17 protein-coding genes are annotated in these 15,496 nt (G+C 48.0%); 16 read left to right on the plus strand and 1 reads right to left on the minus strand.

All coding sequences use genetic code 11. The features are described 5' to 3' along the window. Positions 1–6 precede the first annotated feature (6 nt). The 12 genes from AC0WRU_RS09620 to AC0WRU_RS09675 all read left to right on the plus strand — a co-directional run bounded on the left by AC0WRU_RS09620 (position 7) and on the right by AC0WRU_RS09675 (position 10,312). On the plus strand, positions 7–237 hold the full coding sequence (locus AC0WRU_RS09620; protein ID WP_013309863.1) for a KH domain-containing protein: 231 nt from the start codon (positions 7–9) through the stop codon (positions 235–237). 97 nt (positions 238–334) lie between these two features. Continuing rightward, positions 335–850 carry a ribosome maturation factor RimM gene (gene rimM / locus AC0WRU_RS09625; RefSeq protein ID WP_476128116.1) on the plus strand — a complete coding sequence of 172 codons (516 nt, stop codon included), beginning with the start codon at positions 335–337 and terminating at the stop codon, positions 848–850. After that, positions 850–1,653 carry a tRNA (guanosine(37)-N1)-methyltransferase TrmD gene (gene trmD / locus AC0WRU_RS09630; RefSeq protein ID WP_476128118.1) on the plus strand — a complete coding sequence of 268 codons (804 nt, stop codon included), beginning with the start codon at positions 850–852 and terminating at the stop codon, positions 1,651–1,653. Before rimM ends, trmD begins: the two co-directional genes overlap by 1 nt. Before the next feature lie 246 nt (positions 1,654–1,899). Continuing rightward, entirely contained in the window at positions 1,900–2,244 is a 345-nt protein-coding gene (gene rplS / locus AC0WRU_RS09635) for a 50S ribosomal protein L19 (RefSeq protein WP_010346403.1), read from the plus strand. A 101-nt stretch (positions 2,245–2,345) separates the two neighbouring features. Continuing rightward, positions 2,346–2,972 (plus strand): signal peptidase I, encoded by a 627-nt coding sequence (gene lepB / locus AC0WRU_RS09640; RefSeq protein ID WP_476128119.1) that lies wholly within the window; start codon positions 2,346–2,348, stop codon positions 2,970–2,972. An 88-nt stretch (positions 2,973–3,060) separates the two neighbouring features. Continuing rightward, on the plus strand, positions 3,061–3,921 hold the full coding sequence (gene ylqF, locus AC0WRU_RS09645; RefSeq protein WP_134910182.1) for a ribosome biogenesis GTPase YlqF: 861 nt from the start codon (positions 3,061–3,063) through the stop codon (positions 3,919–3,921). A 192-nt stretch (positions 3,922–4,113) separates the two neighbouring features. Then, the gene (locus tag AC0WRU_RS09650; RefSeq protein WP_476128611.1) at positions 4,114–4,782 is read left to right on the plus strand and encodes a ribonuclease HII; all 669 of its coding nucleotides are present in this window, start codon (positions 4,114–4,116) and stop codon (positions 4,780–4,782) included. Between the two features lie 91 nt (positions 4,783–4,873). Then, positions 4,874–7,012 (plus strand): DNA ligase, encoded by a 2,139-nt coding sequence (locus tag AC0WRU_RS09655; RefSeq protein WP_476128120.1) that lies wholly within the window; start codon positions 4,874–4,876, stop codon positions 7,010–7,012. Beyond that, positions 7,009–7,308, plus strand: a complete 300-nt coding sequence (locus AC0WRU_RS09660) for an EscU/YscU/HrcU family type III secretion system export apparatus switch protein (protein ID WP_476128121.1) — start codon at positions 7,009–7,011, stop codon at positions 7,306–7,308. The genes AC0WRU_RS09655 and AC0WRU_RS09660 overlap by 4 nt, the downstream gene beginning before the upstream one ends. Then, positions 7,308–7,691 (plus strand): YraN family protein, encoded by a 384-nt coding sequence (locus AC0WRU_RS09665; RefSeq protein WP_476128122.1) that lies wholly within the window; start codon positions 7,308–7,310, stop codon positions 7,689–7,691. Before AC0WRU_RS09660 ends, AC0WRU_RS09665 begins: the two co-directional genes overlap by 1 nt. Positions 7,692–7,847: 156 nt before the next feature. After that, positions 7,848–8,399 (plus strand): nitroreductase family protein, encoded by a 552-nt coding sequence (locus AC0WRU_RS09670; protein ID WP_192510540.1) that lies wholly within the window; start codon positions 7,848–7,850, stop codon positions 8,397–8,399. A gap of 149 nt (positions 8,400–8,548) precedes the next feature. Continuing rightward, the gene (locus tag AC0WRU_RS09675; protein WP_476128123.1) at positions 8,549–10,312 is read left to right on the plus strand and encodes a YifB family Mg chelatase-like AAA ATPase; all 1,764 of its coding nucleotides are present in this window, start codon (positions 8,549–8,551) and stop codon (positions 10,310–10,312) included. Between the two features lie 265 nt (positions 10,313–10,577). Here AC0WRU_RS09675 and AC0WRU_RS09680 read toward each other — a convergent pair whose 3' ends face one another. Beyond that, the gene (locus AC0WRU_RS09680) at positions 10,578–11,006 is read right to left on the minus strand and encodes an organic hydroperoxide resistance protein (RefSeq protein WP_476128124.1); all 429 of its coding nucleotides are present in this window, start codon (positions 11,004–11,006) and stop codon (positions 10,578–10,580) included. A gap of 147 nt (positions 11,007–11,153) precedes the next feature. On the opposite strand from AC0WRU_RS09680, the gene AC0WRU_RS09685 reads away from it, so the two are divergent. The 4 genes from AC0WRU_RS09685 to dprA all read left to right on the plus strand — a co-directional run bounded on the left by AC0WRU_RS09685 (position 11,154) and on the right by dprA (position 15,446). Next, positions 11,154–11,627, plus strand: coding sequence for a MarR family winged helix-turn-helix transcriptional regulator (locus AC0WRU_RS09685; RefSeq protein ID WP_476128125.1), 474 nt, complete (start codon positions 11,154–11,156; stop codon positions 11,625–11,627). Between the two features lie 332 nt (positions 11,628–11,959). Beyond that, a complete protein-coding gene (gene sucC / locus AC0WRU_RS09690) occupies positions 11,960–13,120 on the plus strand; it encodes an ADP-forming succinate--CoA ligase subunit beta (RefSeq protein WP_025684915.1) in 1,161 nt (386 codons plus the stop codon). A 49-nt stretch (positions 13,121–13,169) separates the two neighbouring features. Then, positions 13,170–14,099, plus strand: coding sequence for a succinate--CoA ligase subunit alpha (gene sucD, locus AC0WRU_RS09695; RefSeq protein WP_025684916.1), 930 nt, complete (start codon positions 13,170–13,172; stop codon positions 14,097–14,099). A 228-nt stretch (positions 14,100–14,327) separates the two neighbouring features. After that, a complete protein-coding gene (gene dprA, locus AC0WRU_RS09700; RefSeq protein ID WP_476128126.1) occupies positions 14,328–15,446 on the plus strand; it encodes a DNA-processing protein DprA in 1,119 nt (372 codons plus the stop codon). The last annotated feature ends 50 nt before the right edge of the window (positions 15,447–15,496 follow it).

Here is a 15,496-nt window from a genome sequence, read left to right on the forward strand (position 1 = left end):
TCAACCATGGAAGAATTAGTGATAATCATTGCTAAGGCTTTAGTCGATCATCCGGAAGATGTAACCGTGAAGACCTTGGAGAAGGATCGGCTTGTCGTATATGAGCTTAGCGTGCATCCTGAGGATGTAGGTAAAATCATTGGCAAGCAGGGTCGTATCGCCAAGGCGCTTCGCACTGTGGTTGCATCAGCAGCCGTTAAGATGGATAAACGGGTTACCGTAGACATCATATCTTAAAGATATACGAAAGTGGGTTAGGATGTATGTCCTAACCCTTTTTCGTACATGATGAAGATGATATGGAGCGGGACCGATTACATGCAGGAGGAACACGATGCAGCAATTGTTTAATGTCGGGAAAATTGTGAATACACATGGAATCCGCGGCGAGCTTAAAATATTAACGACGACTGATTTCCCGGAGGATCGTTTTGCCAAAGGCAGTGAGTTGTTGATCATTCCTGCGGATGGTAAAGCGCCGATCCCTGTAACTATTGAACTAGCACGTTTTCAAAAAAATATGGTTGTAGCCAAATTCAAGGAATATCATAACATCAATGATGTTGAAAAGTATAAAGGCAGCTTATTGAAGGTGTCCGCTGAACGGCTAGGCGAACTAGAGGAAAATGAGTTTTATTTTCATGAAGTTGTTGGCTTGGATGTAGTGACAAAAGATGGAGAAAAGCTTGGCGTGGTGAAGGAGATTTTGACACCAGGAGCTAACGATGTATGGGTAGTCACAATGCCCGATGGCAAGGAACTGCTGCTGCCGTATATAGAAGGTGTCATTTTGGATGTAAACGTGCCTGAAAAACGGGTTACGGTACGGTTGATGGAAGGACTACTGTAATGCGGGTGGATGTGCTGACCCTGTTTCCCGAAATGTTTGACGGTGTATTTAATGCAAGCATTCTGGGAAAAGCAAGGGAGAAGGGAATCATATCACTGCAAGCGGTTAATTTTCGCCAATATGCTGGGAACAAGCATGGTCAAGTGGATGATACACCCTATGGCGGCGGGGGCGGGATGGTATTGAAGCCTGACCCGATTTTCGCTGCGGTGGAGGCGTTATTGGATGAGTCAGAGAGTCCAACCATATTAGGGAACACAGACGAAGTTGTTCAAGGTGAAGAGACCGGGTCAAGTGCAGGTTTGAAAGCACCGCGTATTATTTTGATGTGTCCCCAAGGTGAGACTTTTACGCAAAAGAAAGCGGAGGAGCTTGCTAAAGAGGACCATCTTATTTTTATATGCGGGCATTATGAGGGCTATGATGAGCGTATTCGCGAGCATTTGGTGACGGATGAGCTTTCTATCGGAGATTATGTGTTGACTGGTGGGGAACTGCCCGCCATGGTCGCTATAGATAGTGTGGCACGGTTGCTGCCTGGAGTGCTGGGCAATGAAACGAGTGCGGTAACGGACTCTTTTAGTACAGGTCTGCTGGAGTACCCGCATTATACCAGACCTGCTGAGTTTCGGGGCTGGAAGGTGCCTGAGGTGCTGTTGTCAGGACATCACGTTAATATTGATGCATGGAGACGGCAGGAGGCACTGCGTCGTACGATGGAACGTCGACCGGATCTGCTGGAGCAGGCTGAAATGACAAGCAAGGAACGGCTATGGATAGAGGAACAGCGCAAGATGGATTGATCATGGGAAGAGTGTATTAAAGCGCTGTAGCAATGAGGGGATTTGAAAGCAGGTGCTAACCTGTTTTATAATGTAATTAATTAAATATAATGTTTGGTCAAATCCCTTTTTCTTGTTGCAATGCGGTATCCTCCATGATACAATACATCTGTTGTGTGTAATACGGTGGTCCTCTGTGGATGATGAAGGAAACGGATGTGTTTCCAGAAGATGCATGAACACCTGTACGGAAGGAGGGAGTCATAGATGAATATCGTCCAAGCGATCACTGAAGAACAACTGCGTAAAGATTTGCCTAACTTTCGTCCCGGTGACACTTTGAAAGTGCACGTGAAAGTTATTGAGGGAACTCGTGAGCGTATCCAGTTGTTTGAAGGTGTTGTAATTAAACGCCGTGGTGGTGGAATCAGTGAGACTTTTACAGTTCGTAAAATTTCTTACGGTGTAGGTGTGGAAAGAACTTTCCCGCTTCATTCCCCGAAAATCGATAAAATCGACGTGGCTCGCCGTGGTAAAGTGCGTCGTGCGAAGCTTTATTATCTTCGTGAACTGCGCGGTAAAGCAGCGAGAATTAAAGAAATTCGTCGTTAATACAACGAATAACGAAAGGGGCTTGATTACAAGCTCCTTTCGTTTTTTCTACGTACATAGGGAACTGTGGATTATTGACCGTAAAGAGAGGACAGTGAGCTATGGAGCAAGAAGTAGAACAAGGAGCTATACAACAGCCGGCTGATCAGGATGGCACACCCAAGCGTAAACCCAAAAATGAGATTTTTGAGTGGATCAAGGCCATCGTTATCGCGTTAGTGTTGGTCTTTTTAATCCGTTGGTTTCTTTTTAAACCGTTTATTGTGGATGGCCCGTCGATGCAGCCTAACTTTCATACCGGAGAACGTGTCATTGTAAATGAAATTTTGTATGATTTCCGTTCCCCAAAACCGGGAGAGGTCATCGTGTTTCATGTACCGGATGAAGGAAGAGACTTCATTAAGCGCGTCATTGCCGTTGAGGGCGATACGGTTAAGGTTGAAGGTGACACGATTACGGTGAATGGTAAACCTATTCAGGAGCCTTACTTGAAAGCTCCGTTGGAGGAAGCGCATCAAAATGGTGAGCTTTACAACAAGTTTACAAATTTCCCGAATGAAAATTTTAAGGATGGTAAAGTTCCGGCAGGGCATATTTTTGTTATGGGGGATAACCGTTCCAACAGTACAGACAGTCGGATGATTGGATATATTGATTTGAAGGAAGTCGTGGGCCGTGCTGATGTTATTTTCTGGCCGGTGAAGGATATGAAGTGGATTAACCACTAGAACAACTAATATGCAGCATAGCTGCCGTAATCCTGACGCATAACCCTATGGGAAACGGTTAGGAGTTACGATCAATGAGGTGATGACGGTGACGATACAATGGTTTCCTGGTCATATGACCAAAGCGCGCCGCCAAATTGAAGCAAAATTAAAGCTGATTGATTTGGTAATTGAGTTGATTGATGCTCGATTGCCGCTTTCCAGCCGAAATCCAATGATTGATGATATTTTGCAGGGCAAGCCGCGAATGATTATTTTAAATAAGGCAGATTTGGCGGACCCGGTAGTATCACAGCAGTGGATTGCCTACTTTAAGGAGCAAGGGCATATCGCTTTTCAGGTGGATGCTACAACAGGCACAGGGATGAAAGAAATTCCGGTTCAGGCCAAGTTGCTGCTTAAGGAAAAGATAGATCGGCAGATTTCTAAAGGTATGAATCCTCGTCCTATGCGTGCTTTGATTGTTGGTATACCGAATGTCGGTAAATCGACCCTGATCAACCGTATGGCAGGACGTAGCATTGCAGCTACGGGCGATCGTCCTGGGGTGACGAAGGCACAGCAATGGATCAAGATTGGTGAAATTGAGCTGCTGGATACACCGGGTATTTTGTGGCCCAAATTTGAGGATCAGAATGTTGGTTATCGTCTGGCGGTTACAGGCGCGATCAAGGAAGAGATTTTGAATGTTGAGGATATCGCTTTTTTCGCGACAAAATATTTGGTTCAATATTACTGGGATGAGCTGGCAGCGCGCTTTGAGCTGACTGAACGTCCCGAGGATACGGAAAATGCTGATGAAATTGTCAGTGTCATGGAAGCGATTGGACGTAAACGCGGCTGTATTGTCAGCGGTGGACGTGTAGATCTCGAAAAGTCGTCAAAAATCATTTTACGTGAGCTGCGTGCAGGTAAGCTAGGACGTTTCAGTTTGGAAGCTCCTTACTGATTCTGCCAGATGTACCGGATACACAACATAGCATAGTGTGGCAAGGAAGAACCTTCCCCATCTCTCCGGAGAGAGGAAGGTTTTTTGGTATGTGAAGGCAGGTTAACGAAAAGGGTTTTGGGATGGACAGGTCTGTGTTAAGCTGAATAAAATTGTGCAGAACTATGGCGTGAATTAAGCGCCAAACTACATATAGATAGGCGGGTATGGAGTATGGAAGAAAAAGTGGTAGCGGTAACGGACATGCTGCGCTATGAAAAAGAGTGCTGGGAGCAATCCTATGAGCGCATCGCTGGTATTGATGAGGTAGGCCGAGGGTGTTTGTTCGGAGATGTTGTGGCAGCGGCGGTCATTTTGCCGAATGGTGAGCTGCTGGAGGGCGTGGATGATTCCAAAAAGCTGACGGACAAGAAGAGGGAAACCTACTATGAGCTGATTATGGAGAAGGCCATTGCCGTAGGAGTCGGGTATGTGGAGGCACGAACGATTGATGCCATCAATATTAAGCAGGCTGCTCGTTTGGCGATGAAGCAGGCAGTTGAGGCATTACAGGTATCTCCTGATTATTTGCTTGTAGATGCAGAAAAGGTGGATTTGCCTATTCCCCAGCTCTCTATTATTAAAGGAGATGCGAACAGCCAGTCTATTGCAGCGGCGTCTATCATTGCGAAGGTAACCCGTGATCGACTGTGCAAAGGTGAATGGGATGCAAAGTACCCGGAATATGGGATTGGCATACATAAAGGTTACGCTACCAAGCTGCACAGGGAACAAATTTTGGCGCTGGGACCTACAGCGATGCATAGACGCAGCTTTCTTGGGAATTTGTTGATCGAGCAACCGACGTTGTTTGATCTGTAAATACTTATTAGGAGTCAAGACTGTGCCGATATAATGTATACCCAATAAAATAGAGCCCTTGAATATGGGGCATGAAGAGAGGAGGGACCCTATGAATATCGGATCTGTATTTCGAGGATTACTTGGTGATGTGAAGGCGGGAGAGGTTAAAAAGCTCGATATGCAGCCAGGTCAGGTCGTGCGAGGCGTCGTATTAAAGGTGTCTGAGGACGGCGGTGAGGCTGTGTTGCAAATTCAAGGTTCCCAGGTCAGAGCCAAGCTGGAAACCCCTCTTCAACCTGGGCAGTCCACATTACTCCAGGTCCAGCCAGCTTCTCCCAGCGGAATGACTGTACTTAAGCCTTTGAACGATGCAGCCAACACAGGACAGCAGACTGTAGCGTTGGCAGATGTACTGGATTCAGTGGGGCTACCGGATACAGCGCAGAACAGAGAACTGATACAGGCGATGCAAAAGAATGGTGTACCGTTGACATCGGAAAATGCGGCTTCTTTACGGGACGCTTTGGCGAAGCAGCCGGGAAAAGTACAAATGGAGACGTTTGTACAGGCAGCAGCGGTTGCCTTTCAACGTGGCTTGCCATTGACGGCGGAAAGTATAAACGGTTTGCGACAGGCGATGTTTGGCCCTCCTTTAAATGATCTTTTGTCTTCGCTGGAACAGGAGCTTGAAGCGGTATTCAAGCAGCAAGGACAAGGAGTATCTGCTGACCGTATGGCGGGAGAAGCTACAGCCTTAAAGGCGGGTGATCGAGTGTCTCCTGCTCCATCCGGTGCTTCTTCACCTGTAGTTGCAGATGCACCAGAAGGCCAAGCTCCTGTATTGTCCAAGGATGCCGCTGCTGTTGCTGCAAAGCAGGCAGAAGCGGCACAGGCAGCAGGAGGCAAGGAGACGCTGAAAGGAACTCAAGCGGCAAATCTTGCTGTTATGGCGGATGAAGCGGGCGCTTCAGCGACTGACTCGGATGCTCCGACTGGAACTGCTGCACCTGTAGCTAAAGGTACGGTCTCTGGGGAAGCAACGATAGCTAATGGGCGTGGAGCCATAGCCACGGAGGTGGTGGATTCTGGTGCAAATGTGCCTGAATCGGGCGCTGATGCACTAAGGGCTTCACGCGCCGGAGCGGAGCAGCCGCAAGTAGCCACGGCGGGTACGCAGCAGCCCAAGGGCACCGAAGGCACTCCGACTGCGGCGACGGCAGAGCCTGCCGGGGCGAAGCCCGCTGCAAACGCCGCTACGGCCGACCGTGCCGCGGCGCAGCTGGCTGGCGGCTCTGCGCCGCAGGCCGCTGCGGGCAACGCGGCCACGCCGGAGGCGCCTCTCCAGCGGCTGCGCACGCTGCTGCAAGAGCTGCGCGCGGCGGTGCCCCCCGCGCTGGGCACGGCTGCGCCGGAACAGCCCACAGCAGAAGCGCCGCAGCCTACGGCTGGCGCTCTGCGGGCTACGGACACCGCTGCTGCGCAGTCAGCGGCGTCCGTGGTGTCCAGCACGCAGCTCACCCCCACGGAGGACCCGTGGGTGGGCCGCGTGCTCAAGCTGCTCGGTGCAGAGCACGAGCAGCAGGTACACCGCGCGGCTGCACAGACCGCGCAGGGAACGGCGGCGGCCCGTATGGAGCCGCCGGAAGGAACGCAGCCGCTGCCGGGATTAGCGGCGGCGGCTGGCGGTGCGGTGTCAGCGGACGCCGACACCGTAAAGGGGGCGCTGCTCCAGTTGATGAGCAGCGATGACCTGCCGCCTGCCCTGAAAGAGGCGGCGCAGCAGGTCGTGCAGCACCTGACGGGTCAGCAGTTGCTGCTGAATACGGACCGTACGGCCCCTTTTGCACAGGTACACATGTTTATTCCGTTTGTCGGACCGGATGGTCGTGAAACAGCTACGATCCAGATTCAGTCTCGACGCGGTAAACGCGGGGAGCTGGATGCATCCAACTGCCGACTTTGGTTTGATTTGGACATGAAGGCGCTCGGGCCAACATTGGTGGATGTGCAAGTCGTGGACCGGATAGTGAGCCTCAAGCTCCATAACGATCAGGATTGGGCTGCTTCGCTGTTGACCAGCGGGCGTGAATCCATTCATACGGCGCTGGAATCGCTAGGCTATCAGCTTTTATCGCTGCGCACCGAACCGATGCCGGTAAGGACTGGACAGGAGAGCAAAGGTCTGGTCTCTTCGGAGGTACAAAGCTATGTGCCTCAGCCGTATAAAGGAGTCGATCTTAAAATATGAAAGAGCCGTTGGAGGCTCCTTCTCCTTCCAGGAAGAAGGCTGTCGCCCTTAAATATACGCCCGGTGAGAGCGAAGCCCCTATCGTCATTGCCAAAGGCAGTGGTCGTATTGCAGATAGCATTTTGGAAAAAGCCAAAGAGCATGGTGTTCCCGTTCAAGAGGATGCCGCACTGGTTGAGGTATTGTCCAAGCTTGACTTGGATGAACAAATTCCTGCTGAGCTATATCAATTGGTGGCAGAGGTGCTCACCTATATATATCAAATGGATAAGCTTGCTCCAAGGGATGACAGCTGATGAGGAACGACATGGGGACCGGAGGCAAGGATCAACGAAAAGCCAAAGGAGCTTTGGGTGAACAGGCAGCGGCATCGTTTTTGGAAAATCTGGGGTATCGTATCATAGAGCGTAACTGGCGATGTCGTAGCGGAGAAATGGATCTGATTGCCTCGCAGCATGATATTCTCGTGTTTATTGAAGTACGCAGCCGAAGTAGCTCCAATTATGGAACGCCCGCAGAATCAATCACTGCACGTAAAATAACCCAAGTTCGCCAGACAGCCGCTGTTTATTTGCATATGAACGGGATTGAGGATGTTCCAATCCGTTTTGATATGATCTCTGTACGATTGATTGACGAAACCGCGGTCGTCACGGACCATATAATCGAGGCATTCTAAAAGAGCGATGAATTTTTTTTGAAGGTTCATTTCGAATTTCATATGCACAGGTTGACAGGAAGGAATGCTAAAGGTATATTTTATTGAGAATGGTTATCATTTTGGTTTGTGGTTATAGTGAACATCCACGAGCTATTCCTACGAAGGAGGATATACGTGACAGAGCATACCTTTAGTGAACATGTCATAGATGTAATTCAGGAACGACGGACCATTAAACGGTTCAAATCCGACCCCATTCCAGTAGATACCATTAAAGAACTGCTGGACGTTGCTGTATGGGCTCCCAATCATAAAATGCGTGAGCCATGGCGTTTTCTCTTGTTTGCTGGCGACGGACGGAAAAAGCTCGCTAAAGCTATTGAAGCTGACATTGGCAAGGATAACAAATTCGAAAGCGGCATTTTACACAATCCGATTCAGCTTTTAGTTGTGTTGGAGGAAGACCCTCGTCAGGCAGTTTGGGATGAGGATTTTGCAGCGGTTAGTGCCCTTGTACAAAACTTTATGCTTGCCGCATGGAGTAAAGGAATCGGAACGTTTTGGGTCACAAAGCCTTTTCTTTATTCACCGAAATTCCGCAAGCATTTGGGAATTCAGCCTGGTGAGAAGATCATCGGCATGGTGTATGCAGGTTATCCTGAAGTCATTCCAGAACCAAGACCACGTATTCCAGCAGCGGATAAGCTGACCCTGTTTGACAAATAATCTTTTGTCGAATAACCTTGATTAGACAGTTTGGAAATTAAAGATGTAACATTATATTTGCAACAGATGAAAATTTGGAAGCACCTTTTTTCATATATGCAATGCTCCTAGGGGGAGACATTTCAGTATGAGGAGAGGTGTTTTTTGTTATGTATGGAAAATTACATGGAGCTTGTCTTTATGGAATAGACGGTGTTCTGATTGAGGTGGAGACGGATTTGTCGAATGGGTTGCCTCAAACTGCGATTATCGGATTGCCGGATTCGGCCATTCGAGAGGCTGTGGAGCGCGTAAGAGCAGCGATCAAAAACTGCGGTTTCAAATATCCGTCCCAGCGTGTAACCATAAATTTGGCTCCTGCTGATTTACGTAAGGAAGGCTCATCCTTTGACTTTGCAATCGCCTTGGGACTGCTGACAACCAGCGGACAAGTCGTTTTACCTACGGGGGAACGGACGTTATTTATCGGTGAACTAGCGTTGGACGGCAGTATTCGCCCCGTGAACGGGGTATTGTCTATGGTTGATTTGGCCAAGCGAGAAGGATTTCATTCGGTGCTGCTTCCTGAGGAAAATGCAGGGGAAGCACGCCTGATCACGGGTATACGTATTTACGCTGTTCGTCATCTGATGGATCTCATTCCAGAAAAAGGTCACACACAATACGTTATTGAAGGCCAATCAAAAGATCGGAATTCTAACTATCTACCTGATCCAATTGATAACGAGGGTACTAACCAAGTCACTAATCAAGTCACTAATCAAGTCATTAAGCAAACTATTGATCCAGCCCCTAACCCAGTCTCGAATCAAGCTGAAAATCATGACCAAGGCAAGCGTATTACTGCTAGACAGCAGATCATTATCCATTCTTATGAGCATTTGCTTCCGGCAGATCAGATACCGATACGTGAGGTCAAAGCGATAATTGACGTTATGGAGGATTACAGCGATGTATTAGGTCAGCTACACGCCAAACGAGCGCTGGTTATCGCTGCTGCCGGAATGCACAATATCATCCTTATTGGGCCGCCGGGTGCCGGAAAAACGATGCTAATCCGCAGACTGCCATCCATTCTGCCGCCCTTGACCGAAAAAGAAGCACTGGAGGTTACCAAAATATACAGCGCCGCTGGAAAGTGGAAGGAGTCATCGCCTCATTTGATGAACATTCGCCCCTTCCGTTCACCTCATCATACGATTTCTGCTGCTGGACTGGTGGGAGGAGGCGGGATTCCCAAGCCGGGAGAAATTAGCCTTGCGCATCGGGGGATTTTATTTCTGGATGAGTTGCCTGAGTTTAGTCGTCATGTGCTAGAGGTGCTGCGCCAGCCATTGGAAGATCGCAATGTAACAATTAGCCGTTCACGTGCAGTTTTTAAGTATCCTGCGCATTTTTTACTTGCAGCTTCTATGAACCCGTGTCACTGCGGCTTTTTCGGAAGTGATACGCAACATCAGCGTTGTACCTGTTCACCTGCTGCGGTAGCCCGCTATCGTTCACGTATTTCTGGTCCGTTGCTGGACCGGATCGATCTTCAGCTTGAGGTATCACAACCGAAGGACTGGCGTGAGGAAAAGGAGTCACTGTCGTCCGCTGAAATGCGAAGACAGGTGTTAGCTGCTCAAAGGATACAAATCGATAGGTACAGCAAGCTTCCTTTTTCATGGAATAGCGAATTATCCGGTCAAATGCTCCGGAAATATGCGGTATTAGAACGCAATGCGGCAGAACTGCTTGATCAGACGATGGATGCGCTCGGTTTAAGCATGCGTGCGTATGATCGAATTCTCAAACTGTCACGTACTATTGCAGACTTGAGTCAATCAGAGCAGATCACCGTGTCGCATGTAGCTGAAGCCATTCAATATCGGAATATGGACAGAGCACATGCCAGTTTTTCAGAAGAATAAAACAGCATAGGAATAACGATATGTCCATATTTTTTATGTAAGACAAAAAAAAGCTCCAGACGCAAAGTTCTGGAGAAGAAAAAAGATTATGACAATGTGATTATACAATAAGTATATCAATTTCGTATATACGATTATGCATCATCTGCCATGTTACTTGATGGAAAAAAAACAGCTGTCAATCCTTTGTTGTGAAGGTGTAGCTGAAAGTATACAAATCCTCCGAACCAGAAACAGCTCGGAGGATTTTTTATATAATTCTGTATTAAAGCACGTTCAGTTTCACTTCGATATTACCGCGGGTAGCGCGGGAGTAAGGACACTGTTCATGTGCGCCTTCTGCCAATTTTACCGCTGTTTCAGCGTCAACGCCTTTCACCAGAATATCAAGGTTCACTCCGATTCCGAAGCCGCCGTCTTCAACTTTACCGAAATTGACCGTTGCTGTTACTTCGGTACCTTCATGTTTAATATGCTGCATGCGGGCAACCATATTCAAAGCACTGTCAAAACACGCTGAATAGCCTGCTGCAAACAATTGCTCCGGATTCGTACCCGCGCCACCTGCACCGCCCATTTCTTTGGGTGTATCAATATTTAAACGAAGTTCAGGGGAAGAAGACTCGACATAACCACTACGTCCTCCAACTGCTTTCACTGTTGTTTCATACATTTTTTGTTGAATGGTCATCATAATTCAATCACTGCCTCTCGCTCAATTTATATTTCATACAATTTAATTTATCAAAATAATTATTATTTGTAAAGTATTTTGTGCAATTATCATGCTTTTTATTATATAATGTGCTAAGATAATGACGAAAGCGGGTGATCTGACAGCATGGACAACAACAATCATAATGAAGGTGCAGTATTAAAACTTGATAATCAGTTATGCTTTGCTATATATGCGTGCTCCAGAGAGATTACGAAGCTTTACCAGCCTTATCTGGAAAAGCTCGGTGTGACATACTCACAGTATTTGGTGCTCATTGTGCTGTGGGAGCGCGAGGAATGTACGGTGAAGGAATTAGGCGAGGCGTTGTATCTGGACTCAGGCACACTGACCCCGTTATTGAAAAGATTGCAGAATGCCGGACTCATTAACCGGAAGCGTTCGACTCAGGATGAGCGTAAGGTGCTGATTTCCTTGACTCCTGAAGGGAGTACATTGCGGGAAAAAGCGCTATCTATCCCGGGATGTATTCAAGAAAAAACAAGCATGACCCACGATCAATTTGGCTCGCTCCTGTCTCAGTTCAATGATCTGCTGGATCGAGTTCACAAAGCGAATGTACAGGTTGAAAAATCATAGTAGGCATTTCCGGTTACTTTTATGAATCTTATTGTTATGTAGCCGCCTGTAACCGGATGAAGGAATGATCGAATGAACTGAAGTACCTCTCATACGGATTTAATAAATCCCGAACTTGAAGAGGTGCTTTTTTGTTTGTATTCTATCCAAATAAATATCCATTAATATCCAAACATTCGATTTTGGGAATGATAATGATATCAAAATACTGTAATTCATAACGTTAAATTATAAGGAAAGCGTTTTAAAAACATGTTACAATGATGTAGGTTTAGTATAGATTTCCTTGTGAACCGCCCTTGTTGCAGTCATGTTGATAGGAGGATTCCAGAATGAATATCCATGAATATCAGGGTAAAGAAGTATTGAAGCAGTACGGAGTGGCTGTACCGAACGGTAAGGTTGCCTATACGGTGGAGGAAGCCGTTGCTGCAGCAGAATCGCTTGGAAGCGCTGTTACGGTGGTAAAGGCGCAAATTCATGCCGGTGGACGTGGTAAAGCGGGCGGTGTGAAGGTGGCCAAAAGCTTGGATGAAGTGCGTACTTATGCTTCTGAAATTTTGGGTAAGGTGCTGGTGACACATCAGACCGGACCTGAAGGCAAAGAGGTTAAACGCCTTTTGGTAGAGGAAGGCTGCGATATTCGTAAAGAGTATTACGTCGGTGTTGTTGTGGATCGTGCGACCGGACGTGTCGTGATCATGGCCTCAGAAGAAGGCGGTACGGAAATCGAAGAGGTAGCTGCGGCTACTCCGGAGAAAATTTTTAAAGCGGTTGTAGATCCGGCAATTGGGCTTCAGGTATATCAGGCTCGTAAGCTGGCTTATGACATTAACATCCCCAATGAGCTGGTAAACAAGGCGGTTAAGTTCATGCAGGCGCTCTATGAAGCTTTTGTGGACAAGGATTGTTCGATTGCAGAGATCAATCCGCTGGTCGTTACAGGTGACGGGAATGTGCTGGCGTTGGACGCCAAACTGAATTTCGACTCGAATGCGTTATTCCGCCACAAGGATATCTTGGAGCTGCGTGATTTGGACGAAGAGGACGAGAAAGAAATAGAAGCTTCCAAATACGATCTGAGCTACATCGCATTGGACGGAAATATTGGGTGTATGGTCAACGGCGCAGGTCTTGCCATGGCGACGATGGACATTATCAAATATTACGGCGGCGATCCGGCCAACTTCCTGGACGTAGGGGGCGGTGCGACGACGGAAAAGGTAACCGAAGCGTTCAAAATCATTTTGTCCGATTCGAAGGTAGAAGGCATTTTTGTGAACATTTTCGGCGGAATTATGCAGTGCGACATCATTGCGAACGGTGTGGTGGAGGCTGCCAAGCAATTGGGGCTGACCCGTCCGCTCGTTGTCCGTCTCGAAGGCACGAATGTCGAGTTGGGTAAACAGATTTTGGCGGAATCCGGTTTGAATATCGTGGCGGCTGATTCCATGGCGGACGGTGCCCAGAAAATCGTCGAACTTGTTCAATAGCCTGTTTGCATTCCGATATGCCGAATAAACGATAGGGGATGTGAAGATCGTGAGTATTTTGGTCGATAAGCATACAAAGGTGATTACACAGGGGATTACGGGAAAAACGGCGTTATTCCACGCCAAGGGTGCGCTTGATTATGGCACACAGATGGTAGGAGGCACCTCTCCAGGCAAGGGCGGCACCGAGGTGGAAATTACGCTGGAGAACGGACAACAGGTCAAGTTGCCCGTGTTTAATACGGTGAGCGAAGCGAAGGCTGCTACAGGCGCGACAGCGAGTGTTATTTATGTGCCGCCTGCTTTTGCTGCGGATTCCATTTTGGAGGCTGTAGATGCAGAATTAGACCTCGTCATTTGTATAACCGAGGGTATTCCGGTGCTTGATATGATCAAGGTCAAACGCTTTATGGAAGGTAAAAAGACCGTTCTGATCGGCCCTAACTGCCCGGGCGTAATTACACCGGGAGAGTGCAAAATTGGCATCATGCCGGGTTACATTCATCTACCGGGTCATGTAGGTGTTGTGTCACGTAGCGGAACGCTGACCTATGAAGCGGTGCATCAGCTAACTACCCGGGGCATCGGACAATCCTCCGCGGTTGGTATCGGCGGTGATCCGGTTAAGGGCTCGGAATTTATTGATATTTTGCAGCGCTTCAATGAAGATCCTAACACGCATGCTGTCATTCTGATCGGAGAAATCGGCGGTACGGCCGAGGAGGAAGCTGCCGAGTGGATTCGAGACAATATGACGAAACCGGTGGTCGGTTTTATCGGCGGTGTGACTGCGCCTCCGGGCAAACGGATGGGGCATGCAGGCGCCATCATTTCCGGCGGAAAAGGAACGGCCAAGGAGAAAATCGCTACGCTTGAAGCCTGTGGTATCAAGGTGGCACCGACTCCTTCCGAGATGGGCTCGACGCTGGTCAGTGTGCTGGAAGCACGTGGTATTTTGAATTTGTGTACGACACATTAAATCGTGTTTCTTCATTAATATACAAGCTGTAAAATGGCATCGAAATTTGCCGCCTGCTAGTGTATAATGAAAGAAAGGTAAGCAACCTTTTTGTCTTCTTAACAGGGGATGAAAAGGTTGCTTTTTTTTGCGTTAGGACAGGCTTATCAGGGAAACGCTTGCAAAATGATACGTTGTGCCACAAAATAAGGGAGGGTTCACTCTTCCCGTGAACGGAGGAACCACAGTTTGGAAGAAAGATGGCTTTTGCTGGGTTTGCATGAATTAGAGGGGATCGGTAGAAGAACAATTCAGCGTATTTGGTCGAGTGACTACCGACTGCATGAACTGCTGCATTTTAGCGAGCAGAAATGGATTGAGATAGGATTAAGTCCCGCTCAGGCCCGCATAGCGGTGCAGCGTTACGATGAAGATTGGGTACATGAAAGATATCAGCGGGTTCGATCCGGCGATATCGGAGTGATTACTTATGTGGATGAAGATTATCCCCTATTAATGAAGGAAACGGTTGACGCGCCTTGGGTATTGTATACGAAAGGGGACAATTCACTTTTGCATACATGCTCTGTAGCTATGGTGGGGACCCGCATTCCTACGGCTTATGGACGCAGAGCGGCCGAAATGCTGACAGAGGGATTGTGTGATGCGGGCATTACAGTGGTCAGTGGATTGGCGAGAGGAATCGACAGTATTTGCCACGAAGCTGCTCTGCGCCGGGGAGGCAATACGATTGGGGTGCTTGGAACGGCGATTGATCAAGTTTACCCGCCCCAAAATGCATCTTTATTTGCAGAGATGGTGAGCAAAGGGTTGATTGTATCGGAATATCCACCAGGCACCAGATCGCATCCGGGAATGTTTCCGCAGCGTAACCGGATCATTGCCGGTCTGACACGGGGAACCGTTGTCGTGGAAGCAGATGTAAGAAGTGGTTCCCTAATTACAGCCGATGCTGCGTTGGAGGCGGATCGAGATGTGTTCGCCGTTCCGGGGCCAATTACATCACCGAAGAGTAGAGGTACGTTAAGCCTGATTAAGCAAGGCGCTAAAACGGTCACCGAAGCTTCGGATATTGTAGAGGAGTACGTGGCCGATTTGCGCATAAGGGATGTTTCTTCATACAATAGAGAGCAGGGTCTGGATGTGAATGGGGTCTCCAAAGCACCAGCGAGTGAGACACCCGAGGAAAAGCGTGTCATGCTTTTACTGGAGCAAGGAACCATGACACTGGATGAACTGCTTGAAGCAACTGCATGGGATTTTGGACTTTTACACTCAGTTCTGTTATCGTTAATCATAAAAAAAAGGATCGCCCAGCTTGCGGGTACAAAATACAAACTTATTTAATAGTTGATTTTGCAAATCCTTAATGTAGTAATTGTACGTAAATGAGAGGA

Source organism: Paenibacillus sp. 1-8, assembly GCF_056316205.1.

Coding starts and splice junctions, on each gene's coding strand:
- lepB (WP_476128119.1), top strand. CDS start 2,346: ATGGAGCAAGAAGTAGAACAAGGAGCTATACAACAGCCGGCTGATCAG.
- AC0WRU_RS09675 (WP_476128123.1), top strand. CDS start 8,549: ATGTATGGAAAATTACATGGAGCTTGTCTTTATGGAATAGACGGTGTT.
- sucC (WP_025684915.1), top strand. CDS start 11,960: ATGAATATCCATGAATATCAGGGTAAAGAAGTATTGAAGCAGTACGGA.
- rplS (WP_010346403.1), top strand. CDS start 1,900: ATGAATATCGTCCAAGCGATCACTGAAGAACAACTGCGTAAAGATTTG.
- trmD (WP_476128118.1), top strand. CDS start 850: ATGCGGGTGGATGTGCTGACCCTGTTTCCCGAAATGTTTGACGGTGTA.
- AC0WRU_RS09660 (WP_476128121.1), top strand. CDS start 7,009: ATGAAAGAGCCGTTGGAGGCTCCTTCTCCTTCCAGGAAGAAGGCTGTC.
- AC0WRU_RS09680 (WP_476128124.1), bottom strand. CDS start 11,006: ATGATGACCATTCAACAAAAAATGTATGAAACAACAGTGAAAGCAGTT.
- AC0WRU_RS09665 (WP_476128122.1), top strand. CDS start 7,308: ATGAGGAACGACATGGGGACCGGAGGCAAGGATCAACGAAAAGCCAAA.
- AC0WRU_RS09685 (WP_476128125.1), top strand. CDS start 11,154: ATGGACAACAACAATCATAATGAAGGTGCAGTATTAAAACTTGATAAT.
- AC0WRU_RS09620 (WP_013309863.1), top strand. CDS start 7: ATGGAAGAATTAGTGATAATCATTGCTAAGGCTTTAGTCGATCATCCG.
- AC0WRU_RS09655 (WP_476128120.1), top strand. CDS start 4,874: ATGAATATCGGATCTGTATTTCGAGGATTACTTGGTGATGTGAAGGCG.
- rimM (WP_476128116.1), top strand. CDS start 335: ATGCAGCAATTGTTTAATGTCGGGAAAATTGTGAATACACATGGAATC.